Origin of the sequence: Streptomyces montanus (genome assembly GCF_005786655.1) — a bacterium.
GTDB classification, from domain to species: domain Bacteria; phylum Actinomycetota; class Actinomycetes; order Streptomycetales; family Streptomycetaceae; genus Streptomyces; species Streptomyces sporangiiformans.
Window position 1 is genome coordinate 258,415 of the sequence record NZ_VBZC01000002.1, and the last position, 18,467, is coordinate 276,881.

The 18,467-nt window shown below is 71.2% G+C and carries 19 protein-coding genes and 1 pseudogene; 6 read left to right on the forward strand and 14 right to left on the reverse strand.

From position 1 onward, the window contains the following. Positions 1-31 precede the first annotated feature (31 nt). Positions 32-1,072 carry a lactonase family protein gene (locus FE633_RS02495; RefSeq protein WP_138043386.1) on the forward strand — a complete coding sequence of 347 codons (1,041 nt, stop codon included), beginning with the start codon at positions 32-34 and terminating at the stop codon, positions 1,070-1,072. 124 nt (positions 1,073-1,196) lie between these two features. Here FE633_RS02495 and FE633_RS02500 read toward each other — a convergent pair whose 3' ends face one another. The 3 genes and pseudogenes from FE633_RS02500 to FE633_RS02510 all read right to left on the reverse strand — a co-directional run. Then, positions 1,197-2,120 carry a sirohydrochlorin chelatase gene (locus FE633_RS02500; RefSeq protein ID WP_138043387.1) on the reverse strand — a complete coding sequence of 308 codons (924 nt, stop codon included), beginning with the start codon at positions 2,118-2,120 and terminating at the stop codon, positions 1,197-1,199. Positions 2,121-2,238: 118 nt separating this feature from the next. After that, the gene (locus FE633_RS02505) at positions 2,239-3,228 is read right to left on the reverse strand and encodes an N-acetylglucosamine kinase (protein WP_138043388.1); all 990 of its coding nucleotides are present in this window, start codon (positions 3,226-3,228) and stop codon (positions 2,239-2,241) included. After that, positions 3,225-3,416 (reverse strand): annotated as a pseudogene (locus FE633_RS02510) (uracil-DNA glycosylase); the annotation flags it as partial. The gene FE633_RS02505 and the pseudogene FE633_RS02510, both read right to left, overlap by 4 nt. Positions 3,417-3,625: 209 nt before the next feature. Here FE633_RS02510 and FE633_RS02515 point away from each other — a divergent pair. Further along, positions 3,626-4,303 (forward strand): uracil-DNA glycosylase, encoded by a 678-nt coding sequence (locus FE633_RS02515; protein WP_138043389.1) that lies wholly within the window; start codon positions 3,626-3,628, stop codon positions 4,301-4,303. A 24-nt stretch (positions 4,304-4,327) separates the two neighbouring features. Here the strand turns inward: FE633_RS02515 and FE633_RS02520 are convergent, their stop codons facing one another. Both FE633_RS02520 and FE633_RS02525 read right to left on the reverse strand, forming a co-directional pair. Next, positions 4,328-4,684, reverse strand: a complete 357-nt coding sequence (locus tag FE633_RS02520) for an aldehyde dehydrogenase family protein (protein WP_281291099.1) — start codon at positions 4,682-4,684, stop codon at positions 4,328-4,330. A gap of 163 nt (positions 4,685-4,847) precedes the next feature. Next, a complete protein-coding gene (locus FE633_RS02525) occupies positions 4,848-5,933 on the reverse strand; it encodes a WD40/YVTN/BNR-like repeat-containing protein (protein ID WP_246113372.1) in 1,086 nt (361 codons plus the stop codon). A gap of 219 nt (positions 5,934-6,152) precedes the next feature. Between FE633_RS02525 and FE633_RS02530 the strand changes: the two genes are divergently transcribed. Next, a complete protein-coding gene (locus FE633_RS02530) occupies positions 6,153-6,734 on the forward strand; it encodes an Rv1733c family protein (RefSeq protein ID WP_138043391.1) in 582 nt (193 codons plus the stop codon). A gap of 126 nt (positions 6,735-6,860) precedes the next feature. On the opposite strand, the gene FE633_RS02535 is transcribed toward FE633_RS02530, so the two are convergent. Beyond that, a complete protein-coding gene (locus FE633_RS02535) occupies positions 6,861-7,940 on the reverse strand; it encodes an NADH:flavin oxidoreductase/NADH oxidase (protein WP_138043392.1) in 1,080 nt (359 codons plus the stop codon). Between the two features lie 174 nt (positions 7,941-8,114). Here FE633_RS02535 and FE633_RS02540 point away from each other — a divergent pair, with 174 nt between their 5' ends. Further along, complete coding sequence (locus FE633_RS02540) at positions 8,115-8,474, forward strand: ArsR/SmtB family transcription factor (protein WP_246113373.1); 360 nt, start codon at positions 8,115-8,117, stop codon at positions 8,472-8,474. On the opposite strand, the gene FE633_RS02545 is transcribed toward FE633_RS02540, so the two are convergent. Together FE633_RS02545 and FE633_RS02550 are read right to left on the reverse strand one after the other, a co-directional pair. Further along, positions 8,394-9,824 carry a nucleobase:cation symporter-2 family protein gene (locus FE633_RS02545; protein WP_138043394.1) on the reverse strand — a complete coding sequence of 477 codons (1,431 nt, stop codon included), beginning with the start codon at positions 9,822-9,824 and terminating at the stop codon, positions 8,394-8,396. The two genes, FE633_RS02540 and FE633_RS02545, sit on opposite strands and share 81 nt — an antisense overlap. A gap of 115 nt (positions 9,825-9,939) precedes the next feature. Further along, positions 9,940-11,286 carry an FAD-dependent oxidoreductase gene (locus FE633_RS02550; protein ID WP_138043395.1) on the reverse strand — a complete coding sequence of 449 codons (1,347 nt, stop codon included), beginning with the start codon at positions 11,284-11,286 and terminating at the stop codon, positions 9,940-9,942. 276 nt (positions 11,287-11,562) lie between these two features. On the opposite strand from FE633_RS02550, the gene FE633_RS02555 reads away from it, so the two are divergent. Then, complete coding sequence (locus FE633_RS02555) at positions 11,563-12,036, forward strand: DUF6214 family protein (protein WP_138043396.1); 474 nt, start codon at positions 11,563-11,565, stop codon at positions 12,034-12,036. 33 nt (positions 12,037-12,069) lie between these two features. Here FE633_RS02555 and FE633_RS02560 read toward each other — a convergent pair whose 3' ends face one another. Beyond that, the gene (locus FE633_RS02560) at positions 12,070-12,720 is read right to left on the reverse strand and encodes a DUF305 domain-containing protein (RefSeq protein ID WP_138043397.1); all 651 of its coding nucleotides are present in this window, start codon (positions 12,718-12,720) and stop codon (positions 12,070-12,072) included. A 193-nt stretch (positions 12,721-12,913) separates the two neighbouring features. On the opposite strand from FE633_RS02560, the gene FE633_RS02565 reads away from it, so the two are divergent. Beyond that, the gene (locus FE633_RS02565) at positions 12,914-14,416 is read left to right on the forward strand and encodes an LVIVD repeat-containing protein (protein ID WP_138043398.1); all 1,503 of its coding nucleotides are present in this window, start codon (positions 12,914-12,916) and stop codon (positions 14,414-14,416) included. Here FE633_RS02565 and FE633_RS02570 read toward each other — a convergent pair. From FE633_RS02570 to FE633_RS02590, 5 genes are all read right to left on the reverse strand, one after another. Continuing rightward, positions 14,404-15,087, reverse strand: a complete 684-nt coding sequence (locus FE633_RS02570; RefSeq protein ID WP_138043399.1) for a TetR/AcrR family transcriptional regulator — start codon at positions 15,085-15,087, stop codon at positions 14,404-14,406. The two genes, FE633_RS02565 and FE633_RS02570, sit on opposite strands and share 13 nt — an antisense overlap. A 157-nt stretch (positions 15,088-15,244) precedes the next feature. Continuing rightward, the gene (locus FE633_RS02575; protein WP_138043400.1) at positions 15,245-15,937 is read right to left on the reverse strand and encodes an HAD family hydrolase; all 693 of its coding nucleotides are present in this window, start codon (positions 15,935-15,937) and stop codon (positions 15,245-15,247) included. A 79-nt stretch (positions 15,938-16,016) separates the two neighbouring features. Further along, a complete protein-coding gene (locus FE633_RS02580; RefSeq protein ID WP_138043401.1) occupies positions 16,017-16,697 on the reverse strand; it encodes a phosphatase PAP2 family protein in 681 nt (226 codons plus the stop codon). 42 nt (positions 16,698-16,739) lie between these two features. After that, positions 16,740-17,675 (reverse strand): M56 family metallopeptidase, encoded by a 936-nt coding sequence (locus tag FE633_RS02585; protein ID WP_138043402.1) that lies wholly within the window; start codon positions 17,673-17,675, stop codon positions 16,740-16,742. A gap of 165 nt (positions 17,676-17,840) precedes the next feature. Beyond that, the gene (locus FE633_RS02590; protein ID WP_138043403.1) at positions 17,841-18,377 is read right to left on the reverse strand and encodes a DUF5134 domain-containing protein; all 537 of its coding nucleotides are present in this window, start codon (positions 18,375-18,377) and stop codon (positions 17,841-17,843) included. Between the last annotated feature and the right edge of the window lie 90 nt (positions 18,378-18,467).

Genomic DNA, 18,467 nt, shown 5'->3' on the forward strand with positions numbered 1-18,467 from the left:
CCGAACAGCGCGGCACCGGAAGGGGACGGCAGTGACAGACGGCGGCAGACGGCGGCAGAGGGCGTTCATCGGATCGTTCACGGCCGCGGGGGGCCTGGGCATCCTCACCGCGGCCGTGGACGACGAAAGCGGCGCACTGACGGTCCTCAGTTCCGTGGACGGTGTCCCCGACCCGTCGTACCTCGCGCTGTCGCCCGCCGGGGACATGCTCTACACGGTCAGCGAGACGGCCGACGGCGCGGTGGCCGCGTACCGGGTGAAGGGCGACAAGCCGGAGCTCGTGGGTCCGCCGGTCCCGGTCGACGGCAGCGGGCCCACGCACCTGAGTGTGCACGCCGGACACGTCCTGACCGCCAACTACGGTTCCGGCAGCGTCACCGCCGTACCCGTCGCCGCCGACGGCAGCCTCGAGGGCACAGCGTCCGGCGTGCTCCAGCACTCCGGATCGGGCCCGCACACGCCGCGCCAGCAGGGCCCGCACGCCCACCAGGTACAGCCGGACCCGAGCGGGCGGTGGGTCGTGAGCGTCGACCTAGGCACGGACTCCGTGCGCGTGTGCGCGCTGCGGGACGGGGCGCTCACGGTGCACCGCGAGATCGCGCTGCGCCCCGGATCCGGGCCGCGCCACCTCGCGTTCCACCCGGACGGCGAACACGCGTACGTGCTCAACGAACTCGCGCCCACCGTCACCGTCTGCCGCTGGGACTCCGTCGACGGCACGCTACGGCCCGTCGACGAGACGCCGGTGCTGCCGATCGCCCCGGACGGCGACGCGTATCCGTCGGGCATCGTCGTGTCGCCCGACGGCCGCTTCGTGTGGACCGCCACACGCGGCCAGAACGTCCTCTCCGTGCTCGCGGTCGACGCGGAGGCGCTGCGCCTGGTCGTCACGGTGCCGTGTGGCGGCGCTTGGCCACGCGAGCTCGCCCTCGCCCCCTCGGGACGCTTCCTGTACGTGGCGAACGAGCGCTCCGGGGACGTGACCTGGTTCGCGGTCGACCCGGACACCGGCATCCCGCGCCGCGGCGGCTCCGTCGAAGCACCGGCGGCGTCCTGCGTGGTGTTCGGCTAGGAGACAGACCGAAGGGCCCGCTCCTGCGTGAGAGCGGGCCCTTTGCGTACCGGGTGGTACGGGCCGTCCGGCGTGGTGCCGGGCCGCGTACACGGGGTACCGGGCGTACGGGGTGGTGCGTGCGTCAGCGGGCCGGCGCGCCCTGCGGCTGCTGCGGGGCAATGCCCAGCGCCGTCGTGTACTTGGCGAGCGCGAGCTTGCCGATCGCCGGGTACGCGCCGAGCGCCTCCGCGGTGGAGCAGCCGGCTTCCTTGGCGGCCGCGTCGAGCAGACCCGGTTCGAGCTCGGGGCCGATCAGATACGGGGCGAGCGCGAGCTGCTGGGAGCCCGAGGAACGCAGCTGCTCGGCGGTGGCCGCGATCGCGCCCTCCTCGTCGAGTGCCGCGGCCATCACCGGCACGGCGAGACGGGCGGCGAGCAGCATGCCGGTGATCCCGGCCGCCTGCACGGCCTCGTCGCCGCCCACGGACGCCAGGATGATCCCGTCCGCCGCGGTCGCCACGGTGAACAGGCGGGCGCGGTCTGCGCGCGCCAGACCCGCCTCCGAGAGGCGCACGTGCAGCGCCTCGGCGAGCAGCGGGTGCGGGCCGAGTACATCGGTCAGCTCGGCCGCGACGCGGCTCTCCATGACGGCCTGGCGGACCCGGCGCAGCAGCGCGCTGTCCGGACCGGCGAGCAGCGGCACCACGACCGCCACGGGGCCGTCGGGCTCCCTCACGTCCATACCGGCGGCGCGGGCCTGCTCGAAGCGGGCGGTGCGCTCCTCGGCGGCACGCGTGAGCACCAGCTGGAGCGTGGGGAATTCCGCGTCGTCCCCGTCGAGGTACCCGATCCGGGCGTCCATGCCGGGCAGCTCGGAGCGGGCGATGCTCACGACCTCTTCGGCGAGGCTGCGGACGACGGCGCTGGGCGTGCCGGGCACCGCGAGGACGAACGCGGGCGCGCCCTCGGGAGCCGCCAGCGGTTCCGGACGGCGGTGCCGCCCGGGCTGGCGGGGTCGCGGCATTCGTACTGGCAGGCCGGACACGGGCCCAGTGGGGGAGCTCATGGCGCCGCATGTTACTGGTTTCTTGGGCTCCCCTGTTCGGGGAGGGTGCAGGTGAGCGGTATACGTCCGGTTTTGTCTGACGAGTTACGTACCGATTGATCTTACTGGTCACGTTCTGCTACGAGTAGACGCACAGCATGTCCTCCTCGCGGGGGAGCGTCAGACGGCCGTCGGCCAGGTCGACGGCGATGCGTACGGCACCGGCGAGCGGGTCGCCCGCGGCCGGGACGTGCCGCGCGTACGGCAGCCGGTCCGTCAGGGCGGCCCGCAGCGGCATGAGGAGAGCATCGCCCATCTTGAACAGTCCACCCGTGAAAGCGACTCGGATCTCTCCGGACGAGGCCTCCTCCTCGGTGGGGCAGACCGCGGCGGCCGAATCGACGATGTGCCGGGCGGCCTCGGCCAGGATGCCCGCCGCCACCGGGTCGGCATCGGCGCAGGCGGCCACCTCGGGTGCGAAGGACGCGAGTACGGCGGGGCGGTCGCTGCGCGGGTAGAGCTGCCCCGGCCATGTCGAGGGCGTGCCGAACCTCTCCTCGGCTCGCGCCAGGAGGCGGGCCGACCCGTCGGCCCGGCCGTCGTGCGAGCGCAGGGCCGCATCGAGTCCGGCCCTGCCGATCCACGCCCCGCTTCCGCTGTCGCCGAGCAGATGGCCCCAGCCGTCCGCTCTGTGCCAGCTCGTCAGATCCGTACCGATCGCGATCAAACCGGTGCCGGCCGCGACCACCGCCCCCGACCGCTGCCCGAGCGCGCCCACGTACGCGGAGACGCCGTCGGCGACCAACGCGAGCCGGTGGACGCCGAGTTCGCGGGCCAGCGCCGACGGCAGCTCGGCGCGCAGCGCCGCACCCAATGTGGTGAAGCCCGCGGCCCCGATGGTGACGGCCCGGAGCGAGGCGACCCCCGCGTCCGCCATCAACTGCCGGGCCATCGGTACCAGTTGCTCCACCAGATGCCCGGCGTCGATACCGCGCGGACCGGTGCGCACCGGCTCCTCGGAGCTCAGCGGAGCCGTGCCCGGGCTGCCGCCGTCCGCCAGCACGGCACGCAGCCCCGAACCCCCGGAGTCCACACCCAGCACGCCCGACCGCGCGCCGGGACCGGTCACGGCAGCCGCCAGTCCACGGGTTGGCCGCCCTGACGGGTGAGCGGTTCATCGGCGCGGCTGAACGGACGCGAACCGAAGAAGCCCCGGTCCGCCGGCATGGGCGACGGGTGTGCGGACTCCACCGAAGGCAGATCGCCGAGCAGCGGCCGGAGGTTGCGGGCGTCGCGTCCCCCCAGGATGCGGGGGAGAGAGGCTGACGGCGTGTGATGACCTTGGCGGAGTGGCTTGATCACTGGACGGAACAAGCTCCCCTCCTTCCCGGTGACCGGCTGCGTGATCTGCTCGACCGGCTCGAAGATCTCGGTAAGGAGGAAGAGTAGCGCCGGGCGCTGGGTCCGTGCGTGAGAGCCACTGTGTTTGTGCCGGGGCACGGCATGTGCCACTAGAGTGACGCGCTGTGGCACCACGACCCTTGCATGAACTTGTTGAAGCAGGCTGGGCGAAGGCTCTTGAACCTGTGGCCGAACGCATTGCGGCCATGGGGGACTTCCTCCGGGCCGAGATCGGGGCCGGCCGGACGTACCTGCCGGCTGGGGCGAATGTCCTGCGGGCTTTCCAGCAGCCCTTCGATGACGTCCGTGTCCTGATCGTCGGTCAGGATCCCTATCCCACGCCGGGGATGGCCATCGGGTTGAGTTTCGCGGTGTCGCCCGAGGTGCGTTCGTTGCCGGGGAGTTTGGAGAACATCTTCCGGGAGATGCACTCCGACTTGGGGCTGCCGAGACCGTCGAACGGGGATCTGACGCCGTGGGCCGAGCAGGGTGTGCTGTTGCTCAACAGGGCGTTGACGACGGCCCCGCGCAAGCCCGCGGCGCACCGGGGCAAGGGCTGGGAGGAGGTCACCGAGCAGGCGATCCGGGCGTTGGCCACGCGCGGCAAACCACTGGTGTCGGTCCTTTGGGGGCGTGACGCGCGTAATCTGCGGCCGCTGCTGGGGGATCTTCCGGCTATTGAGTCGGCGCATCCGTCCCCGATGTCGGCGGACCGTGGCTTCTTCGGCTCGCGTCCGTTCAGCCGGGCCAACGATCTGCTGCTGCGGCAGGGTGCGCAGCCGGTGGACTGGCGCCTGCCGTAACGCCACCCATGGGACCTGCCCGGCTCAGGCGAGGTTGATCCACACCCCCTTCGTCTCGGTGAACTCGTCGATCGCGGAGCCGCTCATCTCGCGGCCCCAGCCGCTGGCGCCGAAGCCGCCCCAGGGTGCGGCCGGGTCCAGGAACGGCAGCATGTTGCCGTAGACGCTGCCTGCCCGGATGGTGGCGGCCAGGTTGTGTGCGGTGGTCAGGTCCTCGGTCCACACGCAGGCGGCCAGACCGTACTCGGTGTCGTTCGCCCGGGGTGCCAGCTCCTCGGGGTCCTCGCAGGAGAGGATCGACAGCACCGGGCCGAAGATCTCCTCCCGTGCGATCGCCATGTCATCGGTGACCCCGCTCTCCGCCCACCCCTCGGCCCTCACCGTGGATGGTGCGCAGCCCTGAGGGATACGACGGAACCTGCGGCGGCCCGTTCATAGGCGCGATCCGGTGCGCTGAGCCCACCCCTTCCGCGAGAAGGGGTGGGCTCAGGGTGAATTGCCGCGTTGCTCGAGTCAGGAACCCATCGCCAAGTGCTGCCGGGGTTCAGTCGACGACCGCCGCACGCACGCACAGCACGTCCGGCAGATGGGACGCCAACTGCTGCCAGCTGTCTCCGTCGTCGGCCGATGCGTACACCTCCCCGTTGCGATTGCCGAAGTACACGCCCGCCGGGTCCGCGCCGTCCGTGCACAACGCGTCGCGCAGCACCGTGCCGTAGTGGTCCTCCTGCGGAAGTCCCGCGGAGAGCGGCTCCCAGGTCTTGCCCGCGTCAGCCGTGCGGAAGACGCGACATCTGTGGTCGGCGGGGACTCGGTCCGCGTCGGCGGTGATCGGGAACACGTACGCCGTGTCCCCGCGGTGCGGATGGGCGGCCGCGGCGAAGCCGAACGTGGACGGCAGGCCCTCTCCGATGTCCTTCCAGTGCGCGCCCGCGTCGTCGCTCCGGTAGACACCCCAGTGGTTCTGCAGGTACAGCCGGTCCGGCGTCGCCGCGTCCTGTGCGATCTTGTGCACGCACTGGCCGAACTCCGGGTTCGGATCGGGAAGAAACACCGCGGAGACACCGGAGTTGGAGGGCTGCCAGCTCTTCCCGCGGTCCTTGGTGCGGAAGACGCCGGCCGTGGAGACGGCGACCGTCACCGCGCTCGCGTCGCGCTCGTCGGTGAGGACGGTGTGCAGGCCCTCGCCGCCGCCGCCCGGCATCCACTGCGAGCGCGTCGGGTGCTCCCACAGGGGGCGGACGAGGTCGAAGGTCTCGCCGCGGTCCTCGGAGCGGTACAACGCGGCCGGCTCCGTGCCCGCGTACACCACGTCCGGCTCGGCCGCCGCCGGGTGCAGCTGCCACACCCGCTCCAGCGAAGCCCCCGTGTCCTGGGGGAACTTGACCGCGGGCTTGGCCGGTTCGGTCCAGGTGCGGCCCAGGTCGTCGGAGTGGAACACGGACGGGCCCCAGTGCGCACTGTCCCCGCCGACGAGGAGCCGCGGGATCTCGCGGCGGGTGTCGATGGCGACCGAGTAGACGGCCTGTGCGTTGAAGTACGGACTGTCGTCGAACTGCCAGCGGCCGCCGCGCCGCCGGCCGATGAACAGCCCTTTGCGCGTGCCTACCGTGAGCAGAACCTCGGTCATGCCAACCACCTCCGGACGCGTTGTCTCAGCCATGTGTCTCAGCCATGGCTCAGTCTGCACCCAGGCACTGACAATCTCCCCTGGACGCGCTCTCCGGGCAGGTCGGAGCGTTTCCGGCGGTCGATGGCGGTGTGGGAAACGTCTCCCTCTGAGCACCCGGGCGACCTCTGCCGTATGGGAGGGCGGAGTGGTGTGTCGGGTGAGTAGGAGGGGCGTTCGATGGCGGCATTCCGTGGTCCGAGGGTGTGGCTGTGGCGATGGCGGCGCAACCCGCTGCGGCGCCGCAGCGACGAACTGGAGTCCTGGATCGTGCTCGCCACCTGGACCCTGGCCCTGATCGCAGGGTTGCTCGCCGGTCTGGTGAGCGCGCGATCCGTCGAGCACAGCCTCGCCCGGCAGCGCGCCGAGTGGCACCCCGTCCCCGCGTTGCTCAGCGAGAAGGCGCCCGGCTCTCCCGCGGCGTCCGCCTCGAGTACCGAACAGGTGTGGGCGGAGGTGCGCTGGACGGCGGCGGACGGATCGCCCCACAGCGGCCAGGCGCGGGTCGAGCCCGGCAGCAGGGCGGGCACGCCGGTCAAGGTCTGGACGGACCGCGAAGGCCGCCTCGTGACCAAGCCCGCCGGCGCGTCCCAGGCCGGCCTGCGGGCCGGACTGGCCGGAGCTCTCGTGGGCGCGAGCGCCGCCGTCGTGCCCCTCGGCGGCGGCCGGCTCCTCCGCAGGCGCCTGGACCGACGGCGCATGGAGCAGTGGGACGCGGACTGGGCGCGAGTCGGCCCTCAGTGGGGGTGGAAGACAGGCTGAGGGGCGGCGTGACGTCCTGCCCACAAGTGGCCAGGTGGCCAGGTGGCCAGGTGGTCATGTGGCCGGACGGACCGGTGCCAGAAGGACCGGTGGCCAGACCGGACCGGTGGCCAGACAGACCGTTGGTCAGACAGACCGTTGGTACTGGTCCGGCACATGGACCTCGCTCCCGAGTTCGCGGGCCGCGTGCCGGGCCCACGAAGGGTTGCGCAATAGCTCCCGGCCCAAGAGCACCGCGTCCGCCTCCCCGTTGGCGAGGATCTTCTCCGCCTGCTCGGTCTCGGTGATCAGGCCGACGGCGGCGACGGCCATCGGCGTCTCGTTCTTCACGCGTGCGGCGAAGGGGACCTGGTAGCCCGGGCCGACAGGGATGCGGACGCCGGACGCGTTGCCTCCGCTGGAGACATCGAGGAGATCGACGCCGTGGGCCGTCAGCTCATGGGCGAAGCGCACCGTTTCGTCGGCCGTCCAGCCGTTCTCCTCCAGCCAGTCGGTGGCCGAGATACGGAAGAAGAGCGGCTTGTCGTCCGGCCACACGGCCCGTACGGCCTCGACGACTTCGAGGGCGAGGCGCGTGCGGTTCTCGTACGAGCCGCCGTACACGTCCGTGCGCCGGTTGGAGTGCGGGGAGAGGAACTCGCCGATCAAGTAGCCGTGCGCGCCGTGGATTTCGGCGATCTCGAAGCCGGCGGCGAGAGCACGACGTGCGGCGTCCGCGAACTGGCCGACGATCTCCCGGATCCCCTCCACGGTGAGTTCGGTCGGGACCGGGTGGTCCGCGTCGAAGGCGAGCGGGCTGGGTCCGAGGGGCTGCCAGCCGTGGGCGTCGGGACCGACGGGGGCGCCGCCCTTCCAGGGGCGGTCGGTGGAGGCCTTGCGCCCGGCGTGTGCGAGTTGCAGCGCGGGAACGGTGCCCTGCCCCTTGAGGAAGCGGGTGATCCGGCGGAACGCCTCGGCCTGCGTGTCGTTCCAGATGCCCAGGTCGTACGGCGAGATCCGGCCCTCAGGGCTGACCGCGGTGGCCTCGACGATGATCAGCCCGGTGCCGCCGGCGGCGCGCGCCGCGTAGTGGGCGAAGTGCCAGTCGTTCGGGGCGCCGGTCTCCGGGCCCTCCGGCGCTGCCGAGTACTGGCACATCGGGGGCATCCAGACGCGGTTCGGGATGGTCAGATCGCGCAGGGCGAGAGATTCGAAGAGCGCGCTCACGGCGGACTCCCTTCGTCACGGGGACGGCGGACGACTCGTACGATAGGCATCGTAGTACGGAGGATGTCAAACTACGAGAGATCTCGTACTATGGAGTCATCCGGAGCCCAGCACCAGGGAGCTCTCCGGACACGTCCTGGCCAGAAGGCCGGTGTCGAAGGACTGGAGCCCGCCGTGACCACCGCAGCCCCGACCAGCAGCAGCCGCGATCTTCCGCACCCCGCCCGGGAGGAGATCCGCCTGGAATCCGTGCTGCACGCGCTCTCCGACCCGATGCGGCTCCAGGTCGTGCGAGAGCTCGCCGCCGTCGGCGGCGAGCTCTCGTGTTCGCACTTCGACCTGCCCGTCACCAAATCCACGACCACGCACCACTTCCGGGTGCTGCGTGAGAGCGGAGTGATCCGGCAGGTCTACCGGGGCACCGCCAAGATGAACGGGCTGCGCCGAAGCGACCTAGACGGCCTCTTCCCGGGGCTTCTCGACAGCGTCCTGGCCGCTGCCGCCGGTCAGGCCGCCCGTCCCGGCGACGGGTGACGCCTCGGCCGAGGCGTCCTTCGGAGACTCCTTCGACGGAAGGTGGTTGAACAGCAGGTTCAGCGCGATCGCCGTCAGGCACCCCGCGCTGATGCCGCTGTGCATGACGGTCTGGAACCAGTCCGGGAACTTGTCGTAGACCGTCGGCACGCCGACCGGCAGTGTGCCCATGGCCACCGAGACGGCCACCACCGTCAGGTTGTTGTTGCCCTTGAAGTCCACCTGCGCCAGCGTCCTGAGTCCGCTCGCGGCGACCGTCCCGAACATCACCAGGCCCGCTCCGCCGAGCACGGGCGCCGGAATCGCCGCGACCACCGCGCCCAGCTTGGGCAGCAGTCCGAGAAGGACCAGCATGCCGCCCGCGGCGGCGACCACCCAGCGGCTGCGCACCCGGGTCATGCCGACGAGACCCACGTTCTGGGCGTAGGCCGTGTACGGGAAGGTGTTGAGCACACCGCCGAGGACCGTGGACAGACCGTCCGCGCGCAGACCGTCCGCGAGCGCGCGCGGCTCCACCTTCCGGTCGGTCATCTCGCCGACCGCGATGAAGTCACCGGTCGTCTCGGTCATCGCCACCAGCGCCACCACCAGCATCGACACGATCGCCGACACCTCGAACGTGGGCGCGCCGAAGTGGAAGGGCGTACTGATGCCGAGCCAGTCGGCGTCCCCCACGCCGCCGAAGTCCGTGAATCCGAACGGCACCGCGACCACCAGCCCCACCACGATGCCGATCAGCACCGCGATCCGGCTCAGGAAGGCGGGCGCGAACCGCTGCACGCCCAGTACGACCAGCAGGACGAAGCCCGCGAGAGCCAGGTTCTTCGGCTCACCGAAGTCCTTCGCGCCCACGCCGCCGGCCGCCCAGTTGCCCGCCACCGGCAGCAGCGAGATTCCGATGATCAGAATGACCGTGCCCGTGACCAGCGGAGGGAAGAAGCGGAGCAGCTTTCCGAAGACCGGGGCCAGGAGCACGATCGCCAGGCCCGCGACGATCACCGAACCGTAGATCGCGGGCAGTCCGCCGCCGGTCGTGCCGATGAGCACCATCGGCGACACGGCGGCGAAGGTACACCCCTGCATGATCGGCAGCCGTACCCCGAACCGCCAGAAGCCCACGCACTGGATCAGCGTGGCTATCCCGCACACCAGCAGATCCGCGGTGATCAGATACGCGAGGTCCGCGGCCGACAGCTTCATCGCACTGCCCACGATCAGCGGCACCGCCACCGCGCCGGCGTACATCGCGAGCACGTGCTGCAGCCCGAAGGCGGCCAGTTGGCGGACGGGTGGGACTTCGTCCACCGGATGCACGGGGTGCGCGGGATGCACGGGTTCGGTCGTTGTCATGGGTACTCCTGGAGGGGGACGAGCGGGGGAGTGGCGCAACAGCGGGCCGCGCGCTGACGAGCAGCACGCGGCAGAGACCGTACGTGAATTGAACAGTTTGTTGATTTCGGTCGCGTTACCGAGAGACCCTTGCCGCCGCCAGCAGCGAGTCCCAGTCCGGCAGCTTCACCACACCACGCCCCAGCGAGGCGCCCAGCTCCAACTCGGCCTGCTCGATCGCCCGCCAGCCGGCCCACTCGACCGGTCGCAGCCCTTCCGCGCGCAGTGCGGCGAGCGGATCCTCCTGCACCTCACGCCGTGCGAGCACGGGCGCGTCCTCCAGCAGGGAGGTCACCGTCTCCTTCGCGCACGGCCGGTTGGTGCCGATGACACCCGTCGGCCCCCGCTTGATCCACCCCGCCACGTACTCGCCCGGCGCCACCGAGCCGTCGCGCAGGACCCGCCCCGCCAGATGCGGCACCGTGCCGTGCTCCGCGTCGAACGGCAGTCCGTCGATCGGCACTCCGCGGTACCCGACCGAGCGCAGCACCAGCTGTGCGTCGATGTCCTCGTACCGCCCCGTGCCCGTCACGCCGCCGTGTCCGTCCGGAGCCGTCCGCTCGAAGCGCACGGCGCGCACGCTCCCTCCGTCGGCGAGGAACTCGACCGGGCGCAGGAAGAAGCGCAGCCGGATCCGCCGGGAGCCGCCCCGCGGTGGCTGCGTGGCCCAGCCGCGCAGCACCTCGACGTTGCGGCGCTGGGCGGCGGGCAGGCCCGACGGATCGATGTACGCCGGATCGAGCGCCAACTCCTCGGGATCCACCACCACTTCGGTGTCGGGCAGGGCGCCCAGTTCCCGCAGCTCCTTGGTGGTGAAGCGGGCCTGCGAGGGGCCGCGTCGGCCCACCATCTGGATGTCCCGCACCTGGCTGTGACTCAGCGCGGCGAGCGCCGCCTGTGGCATGTCCGTCGGGCTCAGCTCCGCGGCACCACGGGCCAGCATCCGGGTCACGTCCACCGCGACGTTCCCCACTCCTATGACGACCGCCGCCCGCGCGCCGAGCACGAAGCCGTCGGGGGCGGCGTCCGGGTGCGCGCTGTACCAGGAGACGAACTCGGTCGCCGACCAACTGCCCGGCAGCTGCTCGCCCGGCACCCCGAGACGCCGGTCGGTGGCGGCGCCCACGCAGTACACGACCGCGTGGTACAGCTCCCGCAGCCGGGAGGTGGGCACCCCGTCCGGGCCGACCTGGACGCCGCCCAGGAACCGCACCCGCTCATGCTCCAGCACCGCACGCAGGTTGTTCTGCAGGGACTTGATCTTCTCGTGGTCGGGTGCCACGCCGTAACGCACCAGACCGTACGGGCACGGCAGCCGGTCGAGGACGTCCACCCGGACCCCGGGCACCTGGCTCTGCTGGACGAGACCCTGCGCGGCATAGACCCCGCTCGGCCCCGAGCCGACCACGGCGACGTGCAGCACGGCGGGACTCCTTCCCCGAGAAGAACGAGGGGATCGCTGATGGTTTCCAGGATCGCACCGCGCCGCACACCATGGGAGGGGACGCGCCGCACACGACGGGAGGGGACGGCGGCGCACAGCGCGCCAGGGGGGCGCGCGGAGCTGCGCCGACGGAGTGCCGTGGAGTCGGCCCGCATGCGTGCCTGAGCGCAGTGAATGTGATGATGCGGTTACGTTGCGTGTGTGCTGGAAGCATCGTTTCTTGATCTTTCCGATCGCCATCGGCTGGATGGCGCGGTGTCCGTGTGGCCCGCATGGGAGGTGCGGGACCACCACACCGCCACGACGTGGTGCAACGTCCGGCTGGCCTTCGACGACGGCGCCCAGGTCGACGTACTGGCCGTGCTGTGCGAGGGAGCGGTCTCCATCGAGGACGTACGCGCCAGGCCGCCCCTCTCGCTCGATGACCTGGCGGTACTTTCCGACTGGATCGAGGGCCCGCTCCAGGAGGCCTACGGAGTCGCGATCGAGCCGGCGGGCGCCGCCGTCGGTGACGACGCCCCGGAGAAGCGGCACGCGCGCCCCACGTGGCCGCGAGGGGTCGAGGGCCGGCGTGCGGTCGCCGAGGTGTACCTCACGGCCCAGGAGGCCGGCCACGATGCGGTGCTGGCGGTGATGTGCGCGACCGGCCGCAGCCGCCGCGGGGCGCTCAGGCTGATCGCCGCGGCGCGGGACGCGGGGTTCCTGACGCCGCGCCACGCCCGCCGGTGAAGAGCCGCGTGACGGTCCGGGTGCGTGTCCGCGTCAGGACATGTCGCGCATCTTGCTGATCTCGGTCGTCTGCTGCGCGATCACGTCGTCGGCCATCTCGCCGATCTGGATGTTGTTGCCCTGCGCGAGTACATCCGTGGCCATGGTGATCGCCCCTTCGTGATGGGTGATCATCAGCGTCAGGAACAGCTCGTCGAAGGCCTCGCCCTTCGCCGCGCGCAACTTCTTCAGCTGCGCCTCGGTCGCCATGCCCGGCATCGCCTCGTGGTCGTGCGTCCCGGCCTTCTCGTCGCGGCCATGGGCCTTCTGCCAGCGCTTCATGGCGTCGATCTCGGGTCCCTGCGCCGCCGCGATGCGCTCGGCGAGCCGCTTCACCTGGGTCGACTCCGCGTGCTTCGGGGCGAGTTCGGTCATGTCCAGGGCCTGGGAGTGATGCTGGATCATCTTGCGTGCGTAGTCGAAGTCCGCCGAGTTGGGGGAGTCGTCGTCGGTGCGCTGCTTTGAGGCGTCCTCCGCGGAGAGTGTCTGCGCCGCCTCGCCCGGTTTGCCCGGAGCGATCACCGAAGGACCCGTACCCGATGCGGAATCCGGCTTGTCGTCCGAACCGGTGCAGCCCGCGAGTGCGAGGACGGCGACCGTCACGGAGGCGGTGACCAGGTGGCGGGACGAACGGGGTAAGAGCACTGCGACCTCCTGTGGCGCACGGGATGACAACCACCTTGTGGGTGTTGAGAACCGTCCTAGCACGCTTCCGCTCGCCGGCGATCGGAAAGATTCATTACGAATCTGTTGCCCTCTGTTGATCTGTGCATGATGCAGACGATACTGCGGTGGTGCCTGAACCGTTCACCCGTGAACGGCACTAAGGGAGGATGCAGTGACCCTGTTAAACAACCACCGAACCCGGCGCAGACGCCTGGGAGTTGTCGCCACCGCGGCCGGACTTCTGGCCGCGCTGCTCACGGCCGGTCCGGCCGTCGCGACCCCGGACCCCGGCGACACGCCGGCCACGCCGGAGAAGGTCTCCAAGAGCGACGCGGCCGAGGCCAGGGCCGCGATAGCGAACGGCGAGATACCCGGCAAGGACGAGATCGTCCACTCGGACAACATCAAGCACCTCGGCAACATCCCCAAGGATGCGCTGCCCGGCACCAACTCGGACCTGGCCTTCCAGGGGAAGTACGCGTACGCCGGCAACTACGACGGCTTCCGCATCTTCGACATCAGCAACCCGAAGGCCCCCAAGACGGTCTCCCAGGTGCTGTGCCCCGGCTCGCAGAACGACATCTCCGTGTCCGGGAACCTGCTCTTCCTCTCCACCGACTCCTCGCGCAGCGACAGTTCCTGCAACAGCACCACGCAGCCGGCGACGGAGAAGTCCTCGTGGGAGGGCATGAAGGTCTTCGACATCAGCGACAAGGCCAACCCGAAGTACGTGGCCGCCGTCGAGACCGCGTGCGGCTCGCACACGCACACGCTGGTGCCGGAGCGCAAGGACGTCTACGTCTACGTCTCCTCGTACTCGCCGAGTGCCACCTTCCCCGACTGCCAGCCGCCGCACGACGGCATCTCGGTCATCAAGGTGCCGCGAAAGGCCCCCCAGAAGGCGGCGGTTGTCGGCTTCCCGGTGCTCTTCCCCGGTGAGGGTCCCGACGGCGGCGGCAACCCCGGCTCGCCGACGAACCCGGGTGTCTCCAAGACCACCGGCTGCCACGACATCACCGTGCTGCCCTCCAAGGACCTCGCGGCGGGCGCCTGCATGGGCGACGGCATCCTGTTCTCCATCAAGGACCCGGAGAACCCGAAGGTCATCGACCAGGTCGAGGACAACGTGAACTTCGCGTTCTGGCACTCGGCGACCTTCAACCAGAAGGCCAACAAGGTCGTCTTCACCGACGAGCTCGGCGGCGGCGGTGCCGCCACCTGCAACGCGGAGATCGGCCCGAACCGGGGCGCCGACGGCATCTACGAGATCGTCGGCAAGGGCGACAAGCGCAAGCTCGTCTTCAAGAGCTACTACAAGATCCCGCGCCACCAGGCGGACACCGAGAACTGCGTGGCCCACAACGGCTCGCTGATCCCCGTCAAGGGCAAGGACATCATGGTCCAGGCCTGGTATCAGGGCGGCGTCTCCGTCTGGGACTTCACCAACTCCTCGAAGCCCAAGGAGATCGGCTACTTCGAGCGTGGCCCGCTGTCCACGGACACCCTCACGGGTGGCGGCTCCTGGTCGGCGTACTACTACAACGGCTACATCTACTCGAACGACATGGTGAAGGGCTTCGACGTCCTGAAGATCAGCGACAAGCGCACGGACCCGGCGAAGCGGGTCCGGGTGCCCGAGCTGAACGTGCAGACGCAGCCGGACTACTTCGACTGACCGGCCCCGTCCGCCGCACGATCCTCCGGCGAGAAGAACCGTGAGAGGTTCTTGTCGCACGTCCCGTCGGGCGCCTCGGCGTCCGGCGGGACACCCTGCTCCCAGTCGAGTCCGTAGCGCCGGAACAGCTCGGCCCGCAGGACCGGCAGGGGCATCGGGACACCCGGCACCAGAGCCGCGTAGACCGCGCCCATCAGCAGCGCGCGCAGCATCGGATAGTCGACCGCGGCGTCCCGCGAACCGTACCGGGCCATGGTGTCGTTGAGCAGGTCCGCCAGACGCTGCTGCTCCGCGCACCGCACGAAACCTTCGCCCTGCAGGATGCTCGCCATGTGCTGGCGCATCAGCACCGGATGGTCACGGGCCAGACCCAGGATCGCGTCGATGGCCCGCGCCATGAGCTCCCGGCCGTCCTCGGTGCGCGGCTCGCGCTCCAGCGCCTCCTGGAGCGTGCAGTGCATCAGCCGGTGGACAGCCGACTGCACGAGCTGCCGCTTGCCCGGGAAGTAGTACGAGACGAGACCGCGCGCCGAGCCCGCCCGGTCCGCGATGTCACCAAGCGTTGTCGCCTCGTAACCATGCTCGCTGACCAGCTCGAGCGCCGCCTGCAGAAGCTTCTCCCGGGAACGCCGCCGCAACTCTTCATTGACCGAGCGGCTGCGCGGGGACATCCTGTAACTCCTGCGTTGACTGGCTGCCAGCCAACTATACTCAGCGCGTCCCGAGGCGAACCCTTCCAGGGTCCCCTCGGGCTGCCGTCCGCCTGGGCGACGCGGGGGATCGTCCAGGCGGACGATCACGTCTGGCCGGGAGTCCTGGCCACGGCCCTCAGCCGATCAGGTCCAGGACCGGGCGGAGGCTGTCCGGCCGCCTGCTGACCGGCAGGTGGTCGACGAAGTGCACCCCGCAGCCCAGGGCCGCCGCGCCGCCGTCCGCGCGGCGGCTGTCGCCGACCATCAGCGCGTCCCTCGGGTCGGTGCCGAGCGCGTCGCACGCGGTCGCGAACAGGCGCGGGTCCGGCTTCTGGATGCCGTGCTCGTACGACAGTACGTAGGCGCCGACGTACGGGTCGAGGCCGTGGTCACGGAAGATCGGCCGCAGATCCCAGCCGATGTTGCTGACGACGCCGACGGCGACACCACGCTCGCGCAGCGCGCCGAGCACCTCGGCCGTATCGGGGTAGGGCTGCCACGCGGCCGGGGTCATGTGGCGGTCGTACAGCGCGTCGTGCAGCGCGGGATCGGGGAGCGGTACCTGGCGGGAGAGGCCGGTGTACGCGGCGCGGTGCAGCTCGGCGCTCGTGTCGCGGATGTCCCACACGGCGGCGACGTCGTCAGGCAACCGCCCGGAGGGGAGGGCGCCGCCCGGCAGCGCGCCCACCGTCTCCAGGTCCCGCGCCGCCCGGATCAGCTCCGGTTCGGGCAGGAGGACGTCGGCCTCGGCCAGCACCGCGCGCAGCCAGGACTCGGTGGATTCGATACGGAAAAGGGTTCCGGAGAAGTCGAACAGAACGGCAGCCATGCGCGGGACCCTACCGATACCGCAGGCCGTACCGATGCCGTACCGATGCGGTCCAGCCGGCGCGCGGCCCATGGGAAGGTCAGGTCGCAGGGGCTCTCCACCGCTCGTACGACGCCACCGCCAGCGCCACGATCAGCGCTCCGAGGAACCAGCCGCCGAGCACGTCCGTCGGCCAGTGCACGCCCAGCCAGATGCGGGTGAGGCCCACGCCGATGACGGAGACCGCCGCGAGGGTCAGCGCGACACGCCACAGCACGCGTCCGGCGCCGTACAGGCGCAGGAGCCAGAGCAGCAGGCCGCAGACGACCGTCGCCGTCAGGGCGTGGCCGGACGGGAAGGCCGAGTAGTGGGCCGAGTCCACGGGGTCGGGCCAGACGGGGCGGTCCCGGCCGATCGCGCCCTTCAGCCCCTGCTGCAGCAGGGTGCCGAGCGCGCACGTGGCCGTCAGCCACAGGGCGAGCCACCACGCCGAGTGCTTCAGGACCAGCCAGATCACGGTCGCGGCGCACAGGGCGCGCATCGTCCAGGGGTCCCACACCCAGTCCGTCAGAATGCGGAAGGTCTGCGTCGTGTCGGGGTCGTCGACCGCCCAGCGATGCGTCGTGCGCGCGATGTCGCCGTCGAGGTCCATGAGCGGGTCCCAGGACACGGCGACCAGTACGAGCAGCAGCACGGAGGGGATGGCGAGGGCCACCGCGGCGCGGACGGCGGCCCCGGGGGCCCGCGTGTGGGGTGGCGAGTCGACGGGTGGGGAGTGCATGCAACGATCCTCGCCGACCGGTGGGGTGGGAAGCCAACCGGGCTATCCCAGCGCCCGCAGTCCCGGCACGAACGCCACCAGAACGGGGATCACCGGCACCAGCGCCGCGGCCGCCGTGAGCCGCAGCCGACGGGCGGCCGTGAGACGGTCCGGGGGAGTGAGCAGGCGGTGGACGCGCTGCGGGACATGGGCCTGCGGGGTGGGGCAGGGACCGAACACGCCTCGGTCCTCGTTGAGTTCCACCAGCGCGAGGGCGATCGTCAGCCGGCCGAAGCGGCGGGACGCCATGTCGTCGGCGGCGAGTTCGACCAGGCGGTGCATCTCGTCGCGGAACGCCGCGAACACGGGAACCTGCGGAAAGCCGTTGGCCAGCGCGGCCGAGCTGTGCAGCAGCCAGTCGTGCCGGGCTTGCGCGTGTCCCTGCTCATGGGCGAGCACGGCGTCCAGCTGGCTCCCCTCGAGACGGCGCAACGCGGCGGTGGTGATGACGAGTTGGGGCGCCGCCCCGGGCAGCCACCAGGCGTCCGGACGCTCGCCCTCCAGCACGACCAGGCGGTCGGTGCCGGGCTCCTCGCCGGGCAACAGCGGGGCGCGTACGAGGAGTTCGGCTCGGCGGCGGCGCCGCCGCGCGCGAGCCCGTACGATCTCGCGGACCAGCATCGCCGCACTCCACACTCCGCCGCATGCGAGAGCGACCGCGGTCGCCGCGGCCCAGGGGCTCGCTTCGGAGAGGGCGTAGGACTCCACGACGGAGTGCGGGGCGGGGGCGAAGACCCGGCCGCGCACCGCCTGCCAGGCGGCGGCCGCGCTGAGCGTCATCGACAGCACGCAGCACAGCAGAACAGCCACCACCACGCACTGCCACACCCACAGGGCGACCACCGGTTCGCGGTCCGGCCAGTCCGTTCGGGCGAGCAGCCGCGGAGCGAGGACGGCGGCCAGGGCGCCGAGCAGCAGCAGTGCCGCGGGGACCATCATGGGTGCAGCCTATGAGCGGGGCGGTGCCGGAAGGTACGGCCCGGCCCGGCAAGTGACGTAGACCACGGTTTTGTACAGCCGTGGCACACGCGAGGGAGGGGGCGCCGAGCCCGGTCGAGAGCGTGACTCGGAGCGTGACTCGGGGCGGGATGCGGAGCGTGATGGTCAGAGCGTGAGGAGCATCGCGAGCATCCCGATGCCCATCGAGAGTCGGCACGCCCGCGACAGCTCCGGACGATCGCCCCAGCGGGCCGGACGGGCGCCGCCTCGTTCGTGTCCGGCGACAGCGACCGGGACCAGCCGTGTTCCGGTCCACAGCACGTACGCGGTGAAGTACACGAGGAGCACCCCCGTCAGCACGGGCACCCCGGAGTGCGCCCCGCGGGCCATCGCCGCCGCCATGTAGACCATCGCGGACGCGCCCACCAGATGGTGCAGATGGTGCGGGCCGGTCCGCGCCGCCCACAGGGCGCGCAGCGCGGCCGCGCCGAACACGGCCGTGTAGCCCAGCCACGCCCACCGCGGCGGCGTCAGCGCCGCGGCGGGCACCGCCATCGCGGCCATGCCGAATCCCATGAGCGCCTCGCCGCCCGCCGTGCGGCGCTGCTCTTCCACGGGGCTGCGCATCCGCAGCAGACAGTAGGTCCCGGTCGCCGCGCACAGCGCGACGAGCAGCCAGCCCTGTGACGTCGCTCCGTGCACCGCGCACCTCCCCGCTCGACGGTGCCGAACAGCCCGGTCGAAGAGATGCCCGTGCCGATCGGTGCGCACGCGAGCGCAAGGGTGTACTCG

What these genes read in the sequence shown, in the direction of transcription:
- FE633_RS02500 (WP_138043387.1), bottom strand. Translation starts at nt 2,120, where the DNA reads ATGAGCTCCCCCACTGGGCCCGTGTCCGGCCTGCCAGTACGAATGCCG.
- FE633_RS02525 (WP_246113372.1), bottom strand. Translation starts at nt 5,933, where the DNA reads ATGACCGAGGTTCTGCTCACGGTAGGCACGCGCAAAGGGCTGTTCATC.
- FE633_RS02530 (WP_138043391.1), top strand. Translation starts at nt 6,153, where the DNA reads ATGGCGGCATTCCGTGGTCCGAGGGTGTGGCTGTGGCGATGGCGGCGC.
- FE633_RS02545 (WP_138043394.1), bottom strand. Translation starts at nt 9,824, where the DNA reads ATGACAACGACCGAACCCGTGCATCCCGCGCACCCCGTGCATCCGGTG.
- FE633_RS02570 (WP_138043399.1), bottom strand. Translation starts at nt 15,087, where the DNA reads ATGTCCCCGCGCAGCCGCTCGGTCAATGAAGAGTTGCGGCGGCGTTCC.
- FE633_RS02575 (WP_138043400.1), bottom strand. Translation starts at nt 15,937, where the DNA reads ATGGCTGCCGTTCTGTTCGACTTCTCCGGAACCCTTTTCCGTATCGAA.
- FE633_RS02580 (WP_138043401.1), bottom strand. Translation starts at nt 16,697, where the DNA reads ATGCACTCCCCACCCGTCGACTCGCCACCCCACACGCGGGCCCCCGGG.
- FE633_RS02585 (WP_138043402.1), bottom strand. Translation starts at nt 17,675, where the DNA reads ATGATGGTCCCCGCGGCACTGCTGCTGCTCGGCGCCCTGGCCGCCGTC.